The sequence below is a fragment of the Streptomyces tritici genome, from assembly GCF_048500665.1.
In the GTDB taxonomy this organism is placed as follows: Bacteria; Actinomycetota; Actinomycetes; order Streptomycetales; family Streptomycetaceae; genus Streptomyces; species Streptomyces tritici.
Window position 1 is genome coordinate 2,117,248 of the sequence record NZ_CP183183.1, and the last position, 16,156, is coordinate 2,133,403.

The 16,156-nt window shown below is 74.0% G+C and carries 11 protein-coding genes and 1 tRNA gene; 4 read left to right on the forward strand and 8 right to left on the reverse strand.

Translation table 11 applies throughout. The features are described 5' to 3' along the window. Window positions 1-73: 73 nt before the first annotated feature. The 5 genes from ACNJ93_RS09900 to leuS form a co-directional block, all read right to left on the reverse strand. The gene (locus ACNJ93_RS09900) at window positions 74-2,479 is read right to left on the reverse strand and encodes a ComEC/Rec2 family competence protein (protein ID WP_418961358.1); all 2,406 of its coding nucleotides are present in this window, start codon (window positions 2,477-2,479) and stop codon (window positions 74-76) included. A 101-nt stretch (window positions 2,480-2,580) separates the two neighbouring features. Continuing rightward, a complete protein-coding gene (locus tag ACNJ93_RS09905; RefSeq protein ID WP_418957002.1) occupies window positions 2,581-3,711 on the reverse strand; it encodes a helix-hairpin-helix domain-containing protein in 1,131 nt (376 codons plus the stop codon). 109 nt (window positions 3,712-3,820) lie between these two features. Continuing rightward, window positions 3,821-4,666 (reverse strand): DegV family protein, encoded by an 846-nt coding sequence (locus tag ACNJ93_RS09910; RefSeq protein WP_418957003.1) that lies wholly within the window; start codon window positions 4,664-4,666, stop codon window positions 3,821-3,823. 135 nt (window positions 4,667-4,801) lie between these two features. Further along, window positions 4,802-5,638, reverse strand: coding sequence for a hypothetical protein (locus tag ACNJ93_RS09915; protein WP_418957004.1), 837 nt, complete (start codon window positions 5,636-5,638; stop codon window positions 4,802-4,804). A gap of 141 nt (window positions 5,639-5,779) precedes the next feature. Next, the gene (gene leuS / locus ACNJ93_RS09920; RefSeq protein WP_418957005.1) at window positions 5,780-8,644 is read right to left on the reverse strand and encodes a leucine--tRNA ligase; all 2,865 of its coding nucleotides are present in this window, start codon (window positions 8,642-8,644) and stop codon (window positions 5,780-5,782) included. Window positions 8,645-9,121: 477 nt separating this feature from the next. Between leuS and ACNJ93_RS09925 the strand changes: the two genes are divergently transcribed. Together ACNJ93_RS09925 and ACNJ93_RS09930 are read left to right on the forward strand one after the other, a co-directional pair. Next, entirely contained in the window at window positions 9,122-10,300 is a 1,179-nt protein-coding gene (locus tag ACNJ93_RS09925; RefSeq protein WP_418957006.1) for a hypothetical protein, read from the forward strand. Continuing rightward, entirely contained in the window at window positions 10,297-11,871 is a 1,575-nt protein-coding gene (locus ACNJ93_RS09930) for an NADH-ubiquinone oxidoreductase-F iron-sulfur binding region domain-containing protein (RefSeq protein ID WP_418957007.1), read from the forward strand. The genes ACNJ93_RS09925 and ACNJ93_RS09930 overlap by 4 nt, the downstream gene beginning before the upstream one ends. Window positions 11,872-11,918: 47 nt before the next feature. On the opposite strand, the gene ACNJ93_RS09935 is transcribed toward ACNJ93_RS09930, so the two are convergent. After that, a tRNA-Ala gene (locus tag ACNJ93_RS09935) sits at window positions 11,919-11,991 on the reverse strand. A gap of 120 nt (window positions 11,992-12,111) precedes the next feature. Here ACNJ93_RS09935 and ACNJ93_RS09940 point away from each other — a divergent pair. Beyond that, a complete protein-coding gene (locus ACNJ93_RS09940; RefSeq protein WP_418957008.1) occupies window positions 12,112-13,323 on the forward strand; it encodes a glycosyltransferase 87 family protein in 1,212 nt (403 codons plus the stop codon). Here ACNJ93_RS09940 and ACNJ93_RS09945 read toward each other — a convergent pair. Both ACNJ93_RS09945 and ACNJ93_RS09950 read right to left on the reverse strand, forming a co-directional pair. Beyond that, complete coding sequence (locus tag ACNJ93_RS09945; protein ID WP_026277450.1) at window positions 13,292-13,525, reverse strand: hypothetical protein; 234 nt, start codon at window positions 13,523-13,525, stop codon at window positions 13,292-13,294. The two genes, ACNJ93_RS09940 and ACNJ93_RS09945, sit on opposite strands and share 32 nt — an antisense overlap. A gap of 248 nt (window positions 13,526-13,773) precedes the next feature. Further along, window positions 13,774-15,207, reverse strand: coding sequence for an MFS transporter (locus ACNJ93_RS09950; protein ID WP_418957009.1), 1,434 nt, complete (start codon window positions 15,205-15,207; stop codon window positions 13,774-13,776). 94 nt (window positions 15,208-15,301) lie between these two features. Between ACNJ93_RS09950 and ACNJ93_RS09955 the strand changes: the two genes are divergently transcribed. Then, window positions 15,302-16,153 (forward strand): helix-turn-helix transcriptional regulator, encoded by an 852-nt coding sequence (locus ACNJ93_RS09955; RefSeq protein ID WP_418957010.1) that lies wholly within the window; start codon window positions 15,302-15,304, stop codon window positions 16,151-16,153. Window positions 16,154-16,156 lie beyond the last annotated feature (3 nt).

The following is a 16,156-nucleotide window of genomic DNA, read 5'->3' on the forward strand; positions in this document are numbered from 1 at the left end:
CATGTAAAGCTATCTTTAGAAAGACTCCTTTACAAGGCTGCTTCGGCAGCGCGTCCTCACGACGCGCGCCCCTTCACGACGCGCTCCCCCACGCCTCCTTCCGCACCCGCAGCCCGCCCGCGCCACCGGTCACCGCGATCGCCCCGTCCCGGTCGGTCCGCAGCACCGTCGCCCCGCCGTCCCGCAGGGCACCGACCGTCCGGGGCGACGGATGGCCGTACGGGTTGTCCGCCCCGACCGACACCAGCGCGAGCCGCGGACGGACGGCGCGTATCAGGCCCGGGTCCTGATGGGCCGAGCCGTGGTGGGCGACCTTGAGGACGTCCACCGGGGCGAGCTCCGGCCGGGCCCGCAACAAAGCCTGCTGCGCCGGAGGTTCGAGGTCCCCGAGCAGCAGCAGCGTCAGCCCGCCGCCGGTCCGTGCCAGCAGGGTGACGCTGGCGTCGTTGGGCCCCTCCGCCACCGCCCCCGCACCGCCGGCGCCCCCGGCCGGCCACAGCACCTCCCACTCCAGCGCGCCCACCCGCCTACGCTCCCCCGGCAGCGCCCGCACCAGCGGCACCCCCGCGGCCGCCGCGGTCCGCCGCACGAACGCCGCCTGCCCGGGCGGCTCCTCCAGGCCGGTCACCTGGATCGCCCCGACCGAGCGCCCCCGCAACACCCCCGGCAGGCCCGCCACATGGTCCGCGTGGAAGTGCGTGAGCACCAGCAACGGAACCCGACTCACCCCGAGTTCGCGCAGACACCGGTCCACGAGCACCGGATCCGGCCCGACGTCCACCACCACCGCCGCATCCCCGCCGGCCGCCAGCACCGCCGCGTCCCCCTGACCCACCTGGCACATCACGAACTCCCAGTCCGCCGGCGGCCAGCCGGACACCCACCGGGCCAGCGGCGGGGGCCTCACCACCGCGGCCACGAGCAGCAGCACGCACCCCGTCAGCCACCAGCGCCGGTACGGCAGGCCACGCACCGCGAGCACCACCAGCCCGAATCCCGCGGCCAGCACCAGCCCGCCGGCCCAGCCACCGGGCCAACCGGTCTGCGCCCCCGGCAGCTCCGCCCCGGTCCGCGCGACCCCCGCGATCCACCCGGCCGGCCAGCCCGCCACCCATGCCAGCCCCTCCGCGACGGGCAGCGCCACCGGGGCCAGGGCGAGCGCCGCGAAGCCGAGGACCGTCGCGGGCGCGACCGCCGCCTCCGCCAGCAGATTGCACGGGATCGCCACGAGACTGACCCGCGCCGCGAACACCGCCACCACCGGAGCGCACACCGCCTGCGCCGCCAGCGCCGCGCCCAGCGCGTCCGCGACCCTCCCGGGCACCCCGCGCCGGCGCAGGGCCTCGCTCCACCCCGGCGCGACCGTGAGCAGCGCCCCGGTGGCCAGCACCGACAGCAGGAAGCCGTAACTGCGGGCCAGCCACGGGTCGTACAGCACCAGCGCCAGCACCGCCGCCGCCAGCGCGGGAATCAGTGTCCGCCGTCTCCCGGTGCCGATCGCGAGCAGGGTGACCAGTCCGCAGGCCGCCGCCCGCAGCACGCTCGGGTCGGGCCGGCAGACGACCACGAAGGCGAGCGTGAGCCCGCCGCCGGTTAGCGCGGTCGCCCGCAGCGACAAGCCGATCCGCGGCGCGAGACCGCCCCGCTCGACCCGCGCGGCCCGGCCCGGCTGCCCGACGAGCAACAGCAGCACGACCGTCAGATTGCTCCCGCTCACGGCCAGCAGATGCGTGAGATCGGTCGCCTCGAAGGCGTCCCGCAGATCCGGCGGGATCCGCGAGGTGTCCCCCACGACCAGCCCCGGCAACAGCGCCCGGGCGTCCGGCGCGAGCCCGTCCGTCGCGCGCCGCAGCCCCGCGCGCAGCTCCCCCGCCAGCCGCTGCGCCGCGCTCGGCGGTGCGGTGACGTGCGGCGGTCCCGTGCCGTCGACGCGGAGCACGGCGGCGTACGGGTCGCCCGCGCGCATCGGCGGCGCTGCCCGCGCCGTCACCCGCACCCGCGTCGACGGCAGCAGCGCCCTCCACGCCCGGTCGCCGCCCCCGGACCGTACGACGACCAGCACGGGCGTCCTCGTCCGCACCGGCGGATCGCCCCGGGCCTCCACGAGCACGGCCTCCGCGGCCAGCACCACGGCCGCCGAGGTCGCCCGGTCGCCCCGGACCACCGGCCGGCTCGGGCGCGGATCGGAGGTCACGGTCACCTCGGCCGTCACCCGCCCGTGCTCCCCGGCGATCCCGGGCAACGGTCCGCGTCTCAGGTCCGCCGCGTGCAGCCCCGCCGCGGCCGCGCCGGCCGCCGCGCACAGCAGCACCGTGGCACAGGCCGTCGCCCGCAGCCCCCGCACGTGCCGGCGCCGCAGCGCGCGCAGCCCCGCCGGAAGCATGAGCAGCACGGCCCCGGTCAAGCAGACGGCCACTGCGACCGCGACGTCTCCTCCCGCCGCGCCCAGGGCGAGCGCGGCGGCCGCCCAGGCACCCACGGCCGGGGCCACCAGCCGGAGATCGGCCGGCCCCTCCCGCCAGGGCTCATGCCGTTCGTCGTCGGGCAGCTCTGGGAGGTCCACGGCCGCGTCCCGCCGGTTCACGGCCGCACCAGGGGTTCGAGTTCGGCGAACCTGCGCGCGCCGATGCCGCTGACCTCGCGCAGCTCGCCGACGGAGCGGAACCCGCCGTGCTCCGTGCGGTAGTCCACGATGTGCTGGGCGAGCACCGGCCCCACCCCTGGGAGCGTGTCCAACTGCTCCACGGTTGCCGCGTTGAGGCTGACCGGCATGCCCGGCGCGGCCCCGCCCGGCGCACCGCCCGCCGCTCCGCCCGCCGAACCGACCATCCCCGGCACCCCGACGACGACCTGCTCGCCGTCCATCAGCACCCGGGCCCGGTTCAGCCCGGTCATGTCCGTGCCCGGCCGCACCCCGCCCGCCGCACGCAGCGCGTCGGCCACCCGCGAACCGGCCGGCAGGCTGAGGATCCCGGGCCTGCGCACCTTGCCGCTCACGTCGACCACCACGGCTGCCGGCCGCAGCGACGGAGACGCGCTGCCACTGGCCCCCGGCGGAGCAGCCACCCCGCCCGTGCCGCCGGTCTCCCCGGCCCCGGGCGGCGCCGCGGCCCGGACGACCTCGGGCACCCGGACCTCCTCCGGCCGCCCGGCCAGGAAGTGCCGCCCGGCCAGACCCGCCGCCACGACCAGGACGACCGTCAGAGCGACCAGCGTCCGCGGCTCGATACCGCAGCGCAGCTGCACCCATAACGGCAGCCGCTCCCGCAGCGCCTCCCCCCACCGCTCCCGCCACCCGCCGCGTTCGGCACGCTCCGGCGCGAGCAGCGACTCGTACTCGGCTTCCCGTTCCGGCTCGCGCACCGCGATCAGTGCCGCCTCAGGTTCGCTGCGCACGACCACCGAGCCATCGGCCGGGAGACCAGCACCGCCGAACAGCGCGTCGCCCCGGCCCCGTACCGCCGCCCCCGTCGCGAGCGCCGCGTGCCGGCCCCGCACGCGGGCCCGCCGCCCGGCGCGGCCGGGTGGCGACCCGCGGACGCCCCTCCGGGTCCGGCCGTCCGATCCGGGCGCGCGCCCGGGCCCGCTGCTCGCCGCCCTCCGCACCCACGTCGCGCTCCGTACGGGCGTCGCGGCCGGTGTGCCCGGAGCCGTCGTCTCGTCGGTCGTCGTCGTTGCCGTCGTCGTCGAGGAATGCGTTCGAAGTCCCATGCAGACGACGGTAGGCACATCCGTCCGAACGCGGGGAACAGCCTCGATTTCCGTGGAAAACCAGGGAGTTGTGGATAAAACCGTCACCCCTGTGGGTGACTTCCGCCCCCTAGCGCGGCGAGACCACGACCGCGAGCAGCCCCGGCCCGGTGTGCGCGCCGATGACCGCGCCGACCTCGCTGACGTGCAATTCCTCGACTCCCGGCACACGTTCGCGCAGCCGCTCGGCGAGCGCGGCGGCCCGCTCGGGCGCGGCGAGGTGGTGGACGGCGATGTCGACGCGGCTCGCGCCGGCCCGCTCGGCCGCGAGCTCTTCGAGCCGGGCGATCGCCTTCGAGGCCGTACGCACCTTCTCCTTGAGCTCGATCCGCCCGCCGTCCAGTTCGAGCAGCGGCTTCACCGCGAGCGCCGAGCCGAGCAGCGCCTGCGCGGCCCCGATCCTGCCTCCGCGGCGCAGGTACTCGAGCGTGTCGACGTAGAAGAACGCGGACGTGCCGGCGGCCCGCTTCTCCGCGGCGGCCACCGCCTCGTCGGGCGAGCCGCCGGCCTCGGCGACCTCCGCCGCGGCCAGGGCGCAGAACCCGACCGCCATGCCCATCATCCCCGTGTCGACGACGCGCACCGGGACGGACGCCTCCTTCGCGGCGAGCACGGCGGCGTCGTACGTACCGGAGACCTCGGCGGACAGGTGCAGCGAGACGATGCCGGTGGCGCCGGCCTCGGCCGCCGCGCGGTAGGCCGCGGCGAAGTCCTCCGGACTCGGCCGCGACGTGGTCACCGGCTTCCGCTTCTGCAGCGCCTGGGTGAGCGCGCGGGCCGAGATCTCGGTCCCCTCCTCCAGCGCCTCGTCTCCGATGACGACGGTCAACGGGACCGCGGTGATGCCGTGCCGCTCCATCGCCGGGGCTGGGAGGTAGGCCGTGGAATCGGTGACGATCGCGACATGCCGGGACATGAGCGGGAGGTTACCTCTCGGGGCCGCCTCGCGGCAGCCCGGCCCCCGATCGGCTTGCGCGCACGTCCCCGGACCGGCGCGCCCCGGCGCCTTCCGCGTACTCCGTTTCCGGCGCGAAAGCCCCTATGGACAGGGTCAGTTGGTGGTCTCGGGACGGGCGGACTTCTCCCACGGGTACGCGGTGAGCCGCGGGTCGGGTGCCGGGAGTTCGCGCGGCCGCGCCGTCTCGTCGGCCGCCTCGGCCGTCCGGTCCTCCGCCTCGTCCTCGGCGGGCCAGACCTGCTCGGCCTCCGGCCCGGCCGCTCCGGCCTCGGGCCACGCGGCCCCGCGTCGCCCGGCCGCCGCGCCGGTGTCCTTCCCGGAAGCCGGGGCCGGTCGCGAAGCCGTGGCCGGTCTCGAGGCCGCCGCCGGCTCCGGCCCGGTCTCCTCCTCCGACCAGTGCCGCAGCGCTCCGGCCTCCATGTCGATCTCGGCGCTCAGCGTGGCCAGGTCGTCGTCCGCGAACTTGCGCGCCCGGTCACGGGCCGCCCACCGCAGCGACTCCGCCGACTTCGTGATCTGCTCGGTCCGCTCCCGCAGGCCCGGCAGCTGCGCCGCCACGCCGCTGCGGTCCGGCTCCCGCTCCAGGTTCCTGAGCTCCTCGTCCAGCTCGCGCGCATGCCCGCTGAGCCGCCGGAACAGGGCGAGGGACTCGTGCAGCGACGCGTCCTCCGCCACCCCGCCCTCCAGCGCGGTCTGCGTCGCGCGCATCGAGTTGCGCAGCGCGAGTCTGAGCTGGGCCAGCTCGCCCGCGACGCCGCCCTGGCCGAAGCTGCGGGCGCGCAGCGCCGTGTCCTCGACCGTGCGCTTGGCCTGGTCGAGGGTGCGGTCGATGCCGCGGGCGGCGGCCCGCGCCGCCTTCACCGCCGCGTAGACCCCGAGGATCACGAAGGCGACGAAGAGCAGCGCCATGATCGTGAGCGCGATTTCCATGGGCGTCGCCCCTCCGGCAGCGTCGTCTGTGTTCTTCCACGGTAAACGGAGCGGGCAGGCCCGTGGTTCCAGCGGAACCCCGAACCTGCCCGTAAGGGTTGCCCCGGGTCCGCCGTGCGGGCCCGGTGCGCTGCTCCCTCGTCAGCCGGCCACGATGTTGACCAGCTTCGGCGCGCGCACGATCACCTTGCGGATCGGCGCGCCGCCCAGCGCGGCCACGACCGCCGGCTCGGCCAGCGCCTGCGCCTCCAGGTCGGCGTCGGTGATCGACGGCGAGACCTCCAGGCGGGCCTTGACCTTGCCCTTGATCTGGACGACGCAGGTCACGGTCTCGTCCACGACGTACGCCGGGTCCGCCACCGGGAAGTCCTGGTGGACGACGGAGTCGGTGTGGCCCAGCTTGTGCCACAGCTCCTCGGCGATGTGCGGGGCCAGTGGCGCGACCAGCAGCACCAGGCTCTCGGCGACCGACCGGGAGACCGGGCCGCCCACCTTGGTCAGGTGGTTGTTCAGCTCGGTCACCTTGGCGATGGCCGTGTTGAACCGCATCCCGGCCATGTCCTGGGAGACGCCGTCGATCGCCTTGTGCAGGGCGCGCAGCGTGTCCTCGTCGGGCTCGGTGTCGACGACGGTCGCCTCACCGGTCGACTCGTCGACGATGTTGCGCCACAGGCGCTGCAGCAGCCGGTACTGGCCGACCACGGCGCGGGTGTCCCAGGGGCGGGAGACGTCCAGCGGGCCCATCGCCATCTCGTACAGGCGCAGCGTGTCCGCGCCGTACTCGGCGCAGATCTCGTCCGGCGTGACGGCGTTCTTCAGGGACTTGCCCATCTTGCCCAGGACGCGGCTGACCTTCTCGCCCTGGTAGTAGTAGCCGCCGTCGCGCTCCTCGACCTCGGTCGCGGGCACCGCGATGCCGCGGGCGTCGCGGTAGACGAAGGCCTGGATCATGCCCTGGTTGAACAGCTTGTGGAACGGCTCAGCCGAGGACACGTGGCCCAGGTCGAACAGCATCTTGGACCAGAAGCGCGCGTACAGCAGGTGCAGCACGGCATGCTCGGCGCCGCCGACGTACAGGTCGACGCCGCCGGTCGGCATGCCTTCGCGCGGGCCCATCCAGTACTGCTCGACGGCCGGGTCGACCAGACGCTCGGAATTGTGCGGGTCCAGGTAGCGCAGCTCGTACCAGCAGGAACCGGCCCAGTTGGGCATGGTGTTGGTCTCGCGGCGGTACTTCTTGGGGCCGTCGCCCAGGTCCAGGGTGACGTTAACCCAGTCCGCGTTGCGGGACAGCGGCGGCTCGGGCCGGCTGTCGGCGTCGTCCGGGTCGAAGGTGCGCGGCGAGTAGTCGTCGACCTCCGGCAGCTCCAGGGGCAGCATCGACTCGGGCAGCGCGTGGGCGACGCCGTCCTCGTCGTAGACGATCGGGAAGGGCTCGCCCCAGTACCGCTGGCGGCTGAACAGCCAGTCGCGCAGGCGGAAGTTGACGGTGCCCTCGCCGATGCCGCGCTCGGCCAGCCAGGCGGTGATCCGCGCCTTGGCGTCGACGACGCCCAGACCGTCCAGGGAGACCTCGTCGTTGGCGGAGTTGATCAGCTTGGCCTCGTACGAGGCGAAGGCGTCGTCCCACGTCGACGGGTCGGTGCCGCGGTCGTCGCTCGGCTCGACGACGCAGCGCATCGGCAGCTCGAAGGCGCGGGCGAAGGCGAAGTCGCGGGAGTCGTGCGCCGGGACGGCCATGATCGCGCCGGTGCCGTAGCCCATCAGGACGTAGTCGGCGATGAAGACGGGGACCTGCTCGCCGCTGACCGGGTTGGTGGCGTACGCGCCGGTGAAGACGCCGGTCTTCTCCTTGGCCTCGGCCTGCCGCTCGACGTCGGACTTGGAGGCGGCCTGCTTGCGGTACGCGGCGACGGCCTCGGCCGGGGTGGCGTGCCCGCCGGTCCACACGTCGTGGGTGCCCTCGGGCCAGGCGGCCGGGACGATCTTCTCGACCAGGTCGTGCTCGGGCGCCAGCACCATGTAGGTCGCGCCGAACAGCGTGTCCTGGCGGGTGGTGAAGACGGTGATGGCGTCGTCGCCGACGGCGAAGTCGACGCGGGCGCCCTCGGAGCGGCCGATCCAGTTGCGCTGCTGCAGCTTGATGGCCTCGGGCCAGTCCAGCGCGTCCAGGTCCTCCAGCAGGCGGTCCGCGTAGGCGGTGATGCGCATGTTCCACTGGCGCAGCTTCGCCTTGAAGACGGGGTAGTTGCCGCGCTCGGAGCGGCCCTCGGCGGTGACCTCCTCGTTGGCCAGCACGGTGCCCAGGCCGGGGCACCAGTTGACCGGGGCGTCGGAGGTGTACGCCAGGCGGTACTCGCTCAGGATGTCGGCGCGCTCGGTCTCGCTCAGGGCGGCCCAGTCGCGGCCGCCGGGGACCTCACGCGCACCGCTCTGGAACTGCTCGACCAGTTCGGCGATCGGGCGGGCCTTCTTCGCCTCGTCGTCGTACCAGGCGTTGAAGATCTGCAGGAAGATCCACTGGGTCCACTTGTAGTAGTCCGGGTCGATCGTGGCGAACGAGCGGCGCTTGTCGTGACCCAGGCCCAGGCGGCGCAGCTGCGCCTTCATGTTCTCCATGTTGGCCTCGGTGGACACGCGGGGGTGCGTGCCGGTCTGCACGGCGTACTGCTCCGCCGGCAGGCCGAAGGCGTCGAAGCCCAGGGTGTGCAGCACGTTGTGCCCGGTCATGCGCTGGTGGCGCGCGTACACGTCCGTGGCGATGTAGCCCAGCGGGTGGCCGACGTGCAGGCCCGCACCGGAGGGGTACGGGAACATGTCCATGATGAACTTCTTGGGGCGGGCGACGACCGCCGCGTCCCCGGCCAGGTCGCCGCTCGGGTTCGGCGCCTCGTAGGTGCCCTCGGCGTCCCAGAAGTCCTGCCAGCGTGCCTCGATGTCGGCGGCCATGGCCGCCGTGTAACGATGCGGGGCCGCCGTCTCGGCAGCCGAATTCATCTCGCTCATGATCCCTGAAGCTCCATCGATCGTCTCTGCCCACTGCCCGCGAACTGCGCTGTCGCGAAATGAAAAAGCCCCTCGCACAGGAGGGGACGCCGCGCCGATTCCGACGGATCGCTCATCCGTCGGGACTGATCAGCGCGGCTCACTAAGCAGAAGGCGGTCGGCACGCATGGCGTCAGGGTACCGCAGGGCCCGAGCGGGGCGCACCGACGTTCCGAGCCATGGGCGCGGACGGGTGGCCCGGCGCGCCGCAGGCTGACGGCGGCCGTCCGGGCCGCCGGGTTACTCCGCGTATCGCCCCTATCCAGGGCAACCCCAGAGTCAGTTTGCACGAGCGCACCAGGTAAACCCGCAAACCACCTACCCACTGGTATGCAGCGACTTAGCATGCGGCAACGGGACCGCTTATCCGCACCATTCGGAGTCGCCCCCATGAAGCCTCATCGCAAGATCCGTTCCTCGCCCGGACTGAATGCCGGTATGAGCCGGCCGGTTCAGGGCGGACTTTCGGTCGCGGCGCTGGTGATCATTCCGTTGCTCGCCGTCGGCGGCAGTGACGGATTCCGCGCCGCGCTCGACTTCACCACCGGCGTGCTCTCCCTCGTGTCGCTCACGGCGTCCGTGGCCTGGGGTCTGATGGCCACCGACCGGCTGCTGCTCACCACCCGGCAGCGGCTGCTGGCCCAGGGCATCCACCGCGCCACCGCCGTCGCCTCCCTCGGCTTCCTCCTGCTGCACGGCACGGTGAAGGTCTCCCTGGGCCACGTGGAGGCGCTGGGCGCGTTCGTCCCCTTCGGACTCGGCATCACCGGCACCGCGGGCCTCATCGGCTTCGGCTCGCTCGCCGGACTGCTGATGGTCGTCGCGGCCTCCACCGGGGCGCTGCGCAGCACCCTCGCCGGACGCGGCCGGGTCGCGGCCCGCTGGCGGCCGCTGCACATGCTGGCCTACCCGGCCTGGTGCTCCGCGCTCGTCCACGGCCTGTACGCGGGACGCGCCCCCGCGACCTGGGTCGTCGTCATGTACTGCCTGTCCCTCGCCGGCGTCGCCGCCGCCGTGGCGCTGCGGCTGCTGCCCGAACCCGTGCGGCAGCAGATCGCGAGCCGGATCCTGGCGCTGTCCGGCCGGGCCGGTGAACGCCCCGAGGAGCGCCCGGAACCGCCCCGCGAGCCGGAACCGGAGCCGTACGCCCCGCCGGCCGCCCAGCGACCCCTGAGGGGCTTCACGGAGCGGTACACGAGCGGGTACGGGGACGGCGCGGACGGGTACGCCGCGCCGTACGCGGACGGGGTCGACCGGGGCCCGCTCGCCCCGGCCCCGCTCGACACCACGACCGTCCGGACCCGTCCCCGGCTGACCGCCCCCTCACCGGGCGCGCCCGAGCCGGCCCCGGCCGCTCCGGCCGCGACGCCCGCCGCGGCCACCACGGGCGGCTTCTCCGCCGCCTACCGCGCCGTGTCCGAGATTCCGCTCGCCGAGCGGGTGCCGATGACCGAGGAACTGCCGGTCGTCACCGACCCCGCCCCCCGGCCCGGCTACTGGCCCGCCCCCTCTCCCCCGCCGCCGGCCTACGCGAACCCCGCCGAGACCGTGACCGGCCCGCTCGGCGGCCCCGCGCCGGGCGAGCCCTGGACCACACCCGCAGGAGACCGCCCGTGAACGCCCCGCTCCCCGACGTCCCCGAGGTCCGCGTCGTCGGCCTTCCCCAGCTCACCCAGGGCTTCGACCTGGTGGAGCGGCTCGACCTGGCCATGCACCTGAAGGTGCACGGCCCGTTGGAGCCCATGAACGGCGAGCGGCTCGCACAGCTCGCGGACGACATATCCCTGCGCGGCCGCGGCGGCGCGGGCTTCCCCTTCGGCCGCAAGCTCCGCTCGGTGGCGAAGTCGGCGATCCGGCGCGGTGTGCGGCCGGTCGTGGTGATCAACGGCAGCGAGGGCGAGCCCGCCTGCCGCAAGGACACCGTCATGCTCAACCGTTCCCCGCACCTCATCCTGGACGGCGCCCTGCTCGCGGCGGAGGCGCTCGGCGCCCGCACCCTGATCGTGGCCGTGACCCGCAACTCCACGGAGATCTCGATCCGGGCCGCGCTCGCCGAGCGCGGACTGTCGGACCGGCGCGGCCAGTCGCTGCGCGCCCGGGTGGTGCGCACCCCGGAGCGAATGGTCTCGGGCGAGGCGTCGGCGGTGATCCGCGCGGCGGGCGGCGGGCCGGCACTGCCGCCGGGCCGCCGGGAGCGGGCGGCGGAGTCGGGCGTCGGGGGTGCGCCGACGCTGCTGTCGAACGCGGAGACGTTCGCGCAGCTCGCCGTGGCGGCCCGGATCGGCCCGCGCCGCTACGGCCACACCGGTCTCGACAGCGAGCCGGGGACGGTCCTGCTGACGCTCTCCGGGGCGGTCGCCCGTCCGATGGTGGTCGAGGTCCCCAGCGGCGTCCCGCTGCGGTACGTGCTCCAGTTGGCCGGCGCGCCGCCCATGCCGCAGGGCGTGCTGACCGGCGGATACCACGGCAACTGGATCGACTCCATGGCCGTGCACAACGCCGTGGTGTCCCGGGCGTCCCTGGCGGCGGTCGGGGGCTCCCTGGGCGCGGGGGCGATCCTGCCGATCGGGCCGGAGACCTGCCCCCTGGGCGAGGCGCTGCGGGTGGCGAACTGGCTGGCCGCGGAGACGGCCGGACAGTGCGGGCCCTGCCGGCTGGGGCTGCCCGCGGCGGCGGGCGGGCTGTCGGACGTCCTGAACGGCGGCGGGCCGGCCGCCCTGGAGGCGCTGCGCGAGGTCACCCAGGCCGTGAAGGGCCGGGGCGCGTGCAAGCACCCCGACGGCTCGGCCCGGTTCTTCGCCTCGACCCTGTCGGCGTTCACCGACGACCTGGCCGCGCACGTCCTGGACGGCGGCTGCGGCCGGCCCACGACGGGGGTGCTGCCGCTGCCCGCACCGGGCTACCAGGACGCCGAGGAGTCGATCCCGAGCGGGGAGCGGCTGGCGGTGGACTGGACGCTCTGCCAGGGCCACGGGCTGTGCGCGGACATCGTGCCCGAGCTGATCCGGCTCGGCCCGGACGGATTCCCGGCGCTCGCCGACGCCTCGGTGCCGATGCATCTGCGCGGCCGTGCGCAGCGCGCCGTACGTCGCTGTCCCGCGCTGGCGCTGCGGGTGGAGCAGACGGAGCAGGAGCGGCCGGCGCTGCCGGCGGTGACCCGCAAGGCCCTGGGCAGCGGTCGGGGTTGACGACGAGAAGCGGGCCACCCGATCCGGGTGGCCCGCTTCTTCTTCTGTGGAGCTAAGGAGAATTGAACTCCTGACCTCTTGCATGCCATGCAAGCGCTCTACCAACTGAGCTATAGCCCCTTGCTTTCCGTCTCCGCCTTGGTTTCCCTCGCGGCGACAGACAGAACATTAACCGGCTCCCCCTGGGATCACCAAATCGGTTCTCCGGCGGTCCGACGGCGGCGGGTAGGGTCGCCCGATGTGACCGTGTCCGTGATCGCCGCATCCCGTGTCCGGCAGTGGCCTCTGGCCACCGCCGCGACGGCCTGCCTGTTCTCGTTCATCGCGTTCTGGGCGGCCCAGCGCGCCGCCCATGTGACGATGCTCGACCTGATGGTCTACCGGGCCGAGGGCGAGACCGTGCGGGCCGGCGGCGATCTGTACGCGATGCGCGCCACCTCGGCGAACCTGGCGATGACGTACCCGCCGTTCGCGGGTCTGCTGTTCACCCCGCTCACCCTGGTCGACGTCCCGCTGATGCGGACCCTGGCCACGGCGGGGAACCTGCTGCTCGTGGTGGCGCTGGTCCGTCTGTCACTGCGTCTGGTGTCGCCGGACCGGTCGCGGACGGCGCAGTGGAAGGCGACCTTCTGGGCGGCGGCCGTGCTGGTGTGGTGCGAGCCGGTGTGGACGACGCTGCGGTACGGACAGATCAACCTGCTGATCGCGGTGGCGGTGCTCTGGGACCTGACGCGGCGGGACGACAACCGGTGGGCCGGCTTCGGCATCGGTCTGGCCACGGCGGTCAAACTCACTCCGGGACTGTTCGCGGTGCTGCTCTTCGTCGTCGGAGTGTGCCGCCTGCGGCAGGCGGGCTGGAACCACTGGCTGCGCCAGTCGCTGACGGCCGCGGCCGTGTTCCTGGGGACGACGCTGCTCAGCGCGCTGGTCCTGCCGTACGACTCGAAGCGCTTCTGGACCGAGACGCTGTTCGAGACCGGACGGGTCGGCTTCGCGGAGGAGACCGCGAACCAGTCGCTGCGCGGCGTGCTGGCCCGTCTGCTGCACACCGACGACCCGGGCCTGTGGTGGGCGGCGACGGCAGCCGTCCTGGGGGCGGTAGCGATGACGCTTGCCGTACGGGCGGCGCTGCGCGGCGACAAGGCCCTCGCGGTGGTCGTCTGCGCCGTGACCGCCCTGATGATCAGCCCGATCTCGTGGTCGCACCACTGGGTGTGGTGCGTGCCGCTCCTGGTGCTGCTGGCCGACCGGGCGCGCAGGGTCTGGCCGGTGGTCGTGGTGGCGCTCGCCTTCGCGTCGTTCGCGCTGTGGTGGGTGCCGCACGACCCGGGCCGGCCCGAACTGGACCAGAACCCGGGGCAGATGCTGCTGTCCGGGGTGTACCCCCTGGTGGCGGCGGGGCTGCTCGTGGGCTACGCGGTCACGCGGTGGCGAACGAGTAGAAGCGCTTGAGCGTGCAGTGCTCGTCGAGCAGCCGTCCGTAAATCGGCTCCCCCTCGAGCTCCCGGTAGGTCTCGATGGGGTCGCCTTTTATGATCAGCGCCCGCGCGCACTCCTCGCACCAGTACTGGTACTCGGGGTTGACGGGATCCATGTCCCGGACAATGGGCGTGCCGCTGCCGCACCAGTCGCACTTCCGCCTGTGGGCACCCATCACTCAGCTCCAGCTGTGGCCGCAGGCCGTGCAGACGTAGGACACTCCACCGTTGTCGCCGAGGACTTGGGCGACGTGCGAAGAGCCGCAGGACGGACAGTGCAGGGCAGCTCGGGACTCCGCTCGTTCCGCGGCGACGAACAGATCATCGGCCTGCCCGGAACTGCTCGCGGCCATCGCACCTTCCCTCCCGCCCGGACCGTCTTCCCCCTCCGGCGGTCCGATTCTGCCATGGCCTGGCAAGGGGGTCAGCGGGCTCGGCGCACCGGACCGGCCGATCCGCCCAAGATCGACGCGAGGGAGAGCGCAAGGGCGCACACCCAGAGCGCATCGGCGGAGGCGTGCGCCCCCAGAGCGTCCAGCCGGTTCAGGAACAGCGCCCCGAAGACCGCGACCCCGACGAGCTGACCGAGCTGCGTCACGGTGGCCAGCAGTCCGCTGGCGTCCGCCGCGTCCTCCGCCCGTACGGTGGCGAGCGCGCCGGTCAGGGCGGGGCTGAAGGCCATCGAGAGACCCGCGCCGACGGCGGCGAAGGCCGCGTACAGCGCCGCGCCCCCGTCCGAGCCGTCCCTCAGCACCCAGCCCACGAACAGCGTGCCGATCGCGGTCAGCGCGAAGCCGGCCGGGATCAGGTACCGCTGCAGCCGTCCCGGCCAGCGCCGCCAGGTGTACCCGACCGCGCCGAAGATCACGGCGGTCGGCGCGAAGGTCAGCCCGGCGCGCAGCGCGCTGTACCCCAGCCCGCCCTGGATGTGCAGGGTGAGGGTGAACAGGAACCCCGCGTTGACGGCCATCGCCACGGCGATCCGCAGCACCGCCCGCCCCATGCCGGGGTGACGCAGCACGCGGGGCGCGACCAGCGGGGCGCCGCCCCGGCGGGCGAGCCGGGACTCGTGGGCGAAGAACACCGCGAACACGGCGAGGGAACCCACGAGGGACAGCCAGGACCACAGGGGCCAGCCCTGCTCCTGGCCGAGGACCAGCGGCACGGTCAGGAGCGACACGGAGGCGGCGAGCAGGACGAGCCCGGGCGGGTCGAGCGGGCGCCGGCGGCCGGGGCCGGCGGGCTCGTCCCGGGGCAGCACCCGGAACCCGAGCACCAGCAGCAACAGCCCGAGCGGGACGTTCACCAGGAAGACCGGCCGCCAGCCGGTGCCGAACAGATCGGCGCTCACCAGCACTCCGCCCGCCACTTGGCCCGCGGCGGCTCCGGTGGCGAGCACCGCGGAGTAGGCGCCGAGCGCCCGTACCCGGCCCGCTCCCGTGAAGTTGCGCTGGATGAGGCTCAGCACCTGAGGGATCATCAGGGCCGCCCCGGCCCCCTGCGCCACCCGGAAGGCGATCAACTGGCCGGTCGCCGCGGCCAGTCCGCAGGCCAGCGAGGCCAGGGTGAACAGCGCCAGGCCGCCCAGGTACATCCTGCGGTGCCCGAGCCGCTCGCCCAGCCGCGCGCCGGTGATCAGCAGCACCGCGTACGCGACGGTGTAGCCGGCGACGATCAGCTGGAGTCCCGCCCCGGAGGAGCCGAGCTCGGCGCGGATCGTGGGCGCGGCGACATTGACGATGAAGACGTCGAGCAGCGCCATGAACTGGGCGGCGAGCACGACGCCGAGAAGCAGCCGGGGGCCGCTGTCGGACCCTCCGGCTTTACTGGATGCGGGACGTGTGGTGGTCGTCGTCATGCGATGCAGCCTGACGGCGAACGGATACGGGTAACGAGAGCCCGCCGATACTGGTAGTGACAGCACCTGGCAACGGCGGCTCGGCGACTCGACCATGGGGGGCGTGACCACGATGGCAGTACCGACACAGCGCCGGCGACCGGAGCTCGCGAGCTTCCTGCGCAGCCGCCGGGCGAGGGTGACCCCGCAGGACGTCGGCATCCCGCCGGGCCTGCGCCGGCGCACGCCCGGGCTGCGGCGCGAGGAGGTCGCGCAGCTCTCCGGGGTGGGCGTGACCTGGTACACGTGGCTGGAGCAGGGCCGGCCGATCAACGCCTCGCCGCAGGTGCTCGACGCCGTGGCGCGCACCCTGCGGCTCGACCCGCCGGAGCGGGAGCACCTCTACCACCTGGCCGAGGTGGCGTACGCGCCCGAGGCGCAGGACGGCGCGCAGGCGGTGAGCCCGGAGATCCAGGGCGTCCTGGACGCGCTGCACCCGCATCCGGCGGTGGTCTACAACGGGCGCTACGACGTCCTGGCGACCAACGAGGCGTACCGGCGACTGTTCATGGGCCCGGACCACCGGCTCGCCCGCATACGCAACGTGCTGTGGACGCTGTTCACCGTCCCGGAGGCGACCTGCCCGGTCGCCGACCGGGAGCGGGAGCTGCCGCTGATGGTGGCCCAGCTACGCGGCACGTACGGACGGCACGTGGGCGAGCCGGCCTGGGAGTCGTTCGTGCGGCGGCTGTCGGAGGCGAGCCCGGAGTTCGCCCGGCTCTGGGCGAGCGGGGACGTGGTGCCGCCGGGGGCGCGGGTGAAGACCTTCCGCCACGAGGCCGTGGGCGAGCTGCGCATGACGTCGGTCTCGCTGAGCATCAACGGCATGCCGGAGTGCCGGGTCGTGACCTACACCCCGAACGACGAGGAGAGCCGCCGGGGCATGGACGTGATCTGCGGGAACTGACCC

What these genes read in the sequence shown, in the direction of transcription:
- ACNJ93_RS09925 (WP_418957006.1), top strand. Translation starts at nt 9,122, where the DNA reads ATGAGCCGGCCGGTTCAGGGCGGACTTTCGGTCGCGGCGCTGGTGATC.
- ACNJ93_RS09910 (WP_418957003.1), bottom strand. Translation starts at nt 4,666, where the DNA reads ATGTCCCGGCATGTCGCGATCGTCACCGATTCCACGGCCTACCTCCCA.
- ACNJ93_RS09915 (WP_418957004.1), bottom strand. Translation starts at nt 5,638, where the DNA reads ATGGAAATCGCGCTCACGATCATGGCGCTGCTCTTCGTCGCCTTCGTG.
- ACNJ93_RS09955 (WP_418957010.1), top strand. Translation starts at nt 15,302, where the DNA reads ATGGGGGGCGTGACCACGATGGCAGTACCGACACAGCGCCGGCGACCG.
- ACNJ93_RS09905 (WP_418957002.1), bottom strand. Translation starts at nt 3,711, where the DNA reads ATGGGACTTCGAACGCATTCCTCGACGACGACGGCAACGACGACGACC.
- leuS (WP_418957005.1), bottom strand. Translation starts at nt 8,644, where the DNA reads ATGAGCGAGATGAATTCGGCTGCCGAGACGGCGGCCCCGCATCGTTAC.
- ACNJ93_RS09945 (WP_026277450.1), bottom strand. Translation starts at nt 13,525, where the DNA reads ATGGGTGCCCACAGGCGGAAGTGCGACTGGTGCGGCAGCGGCACGCCC.
- ACNJ93_RS09950 (WP_418957009.1), bottom strand. Translation starts at nt 15,207, where the DNA reads ATGACGACGACCACCACACGTCCCGCATCCAGTAAAGCCGGAGGGTCC.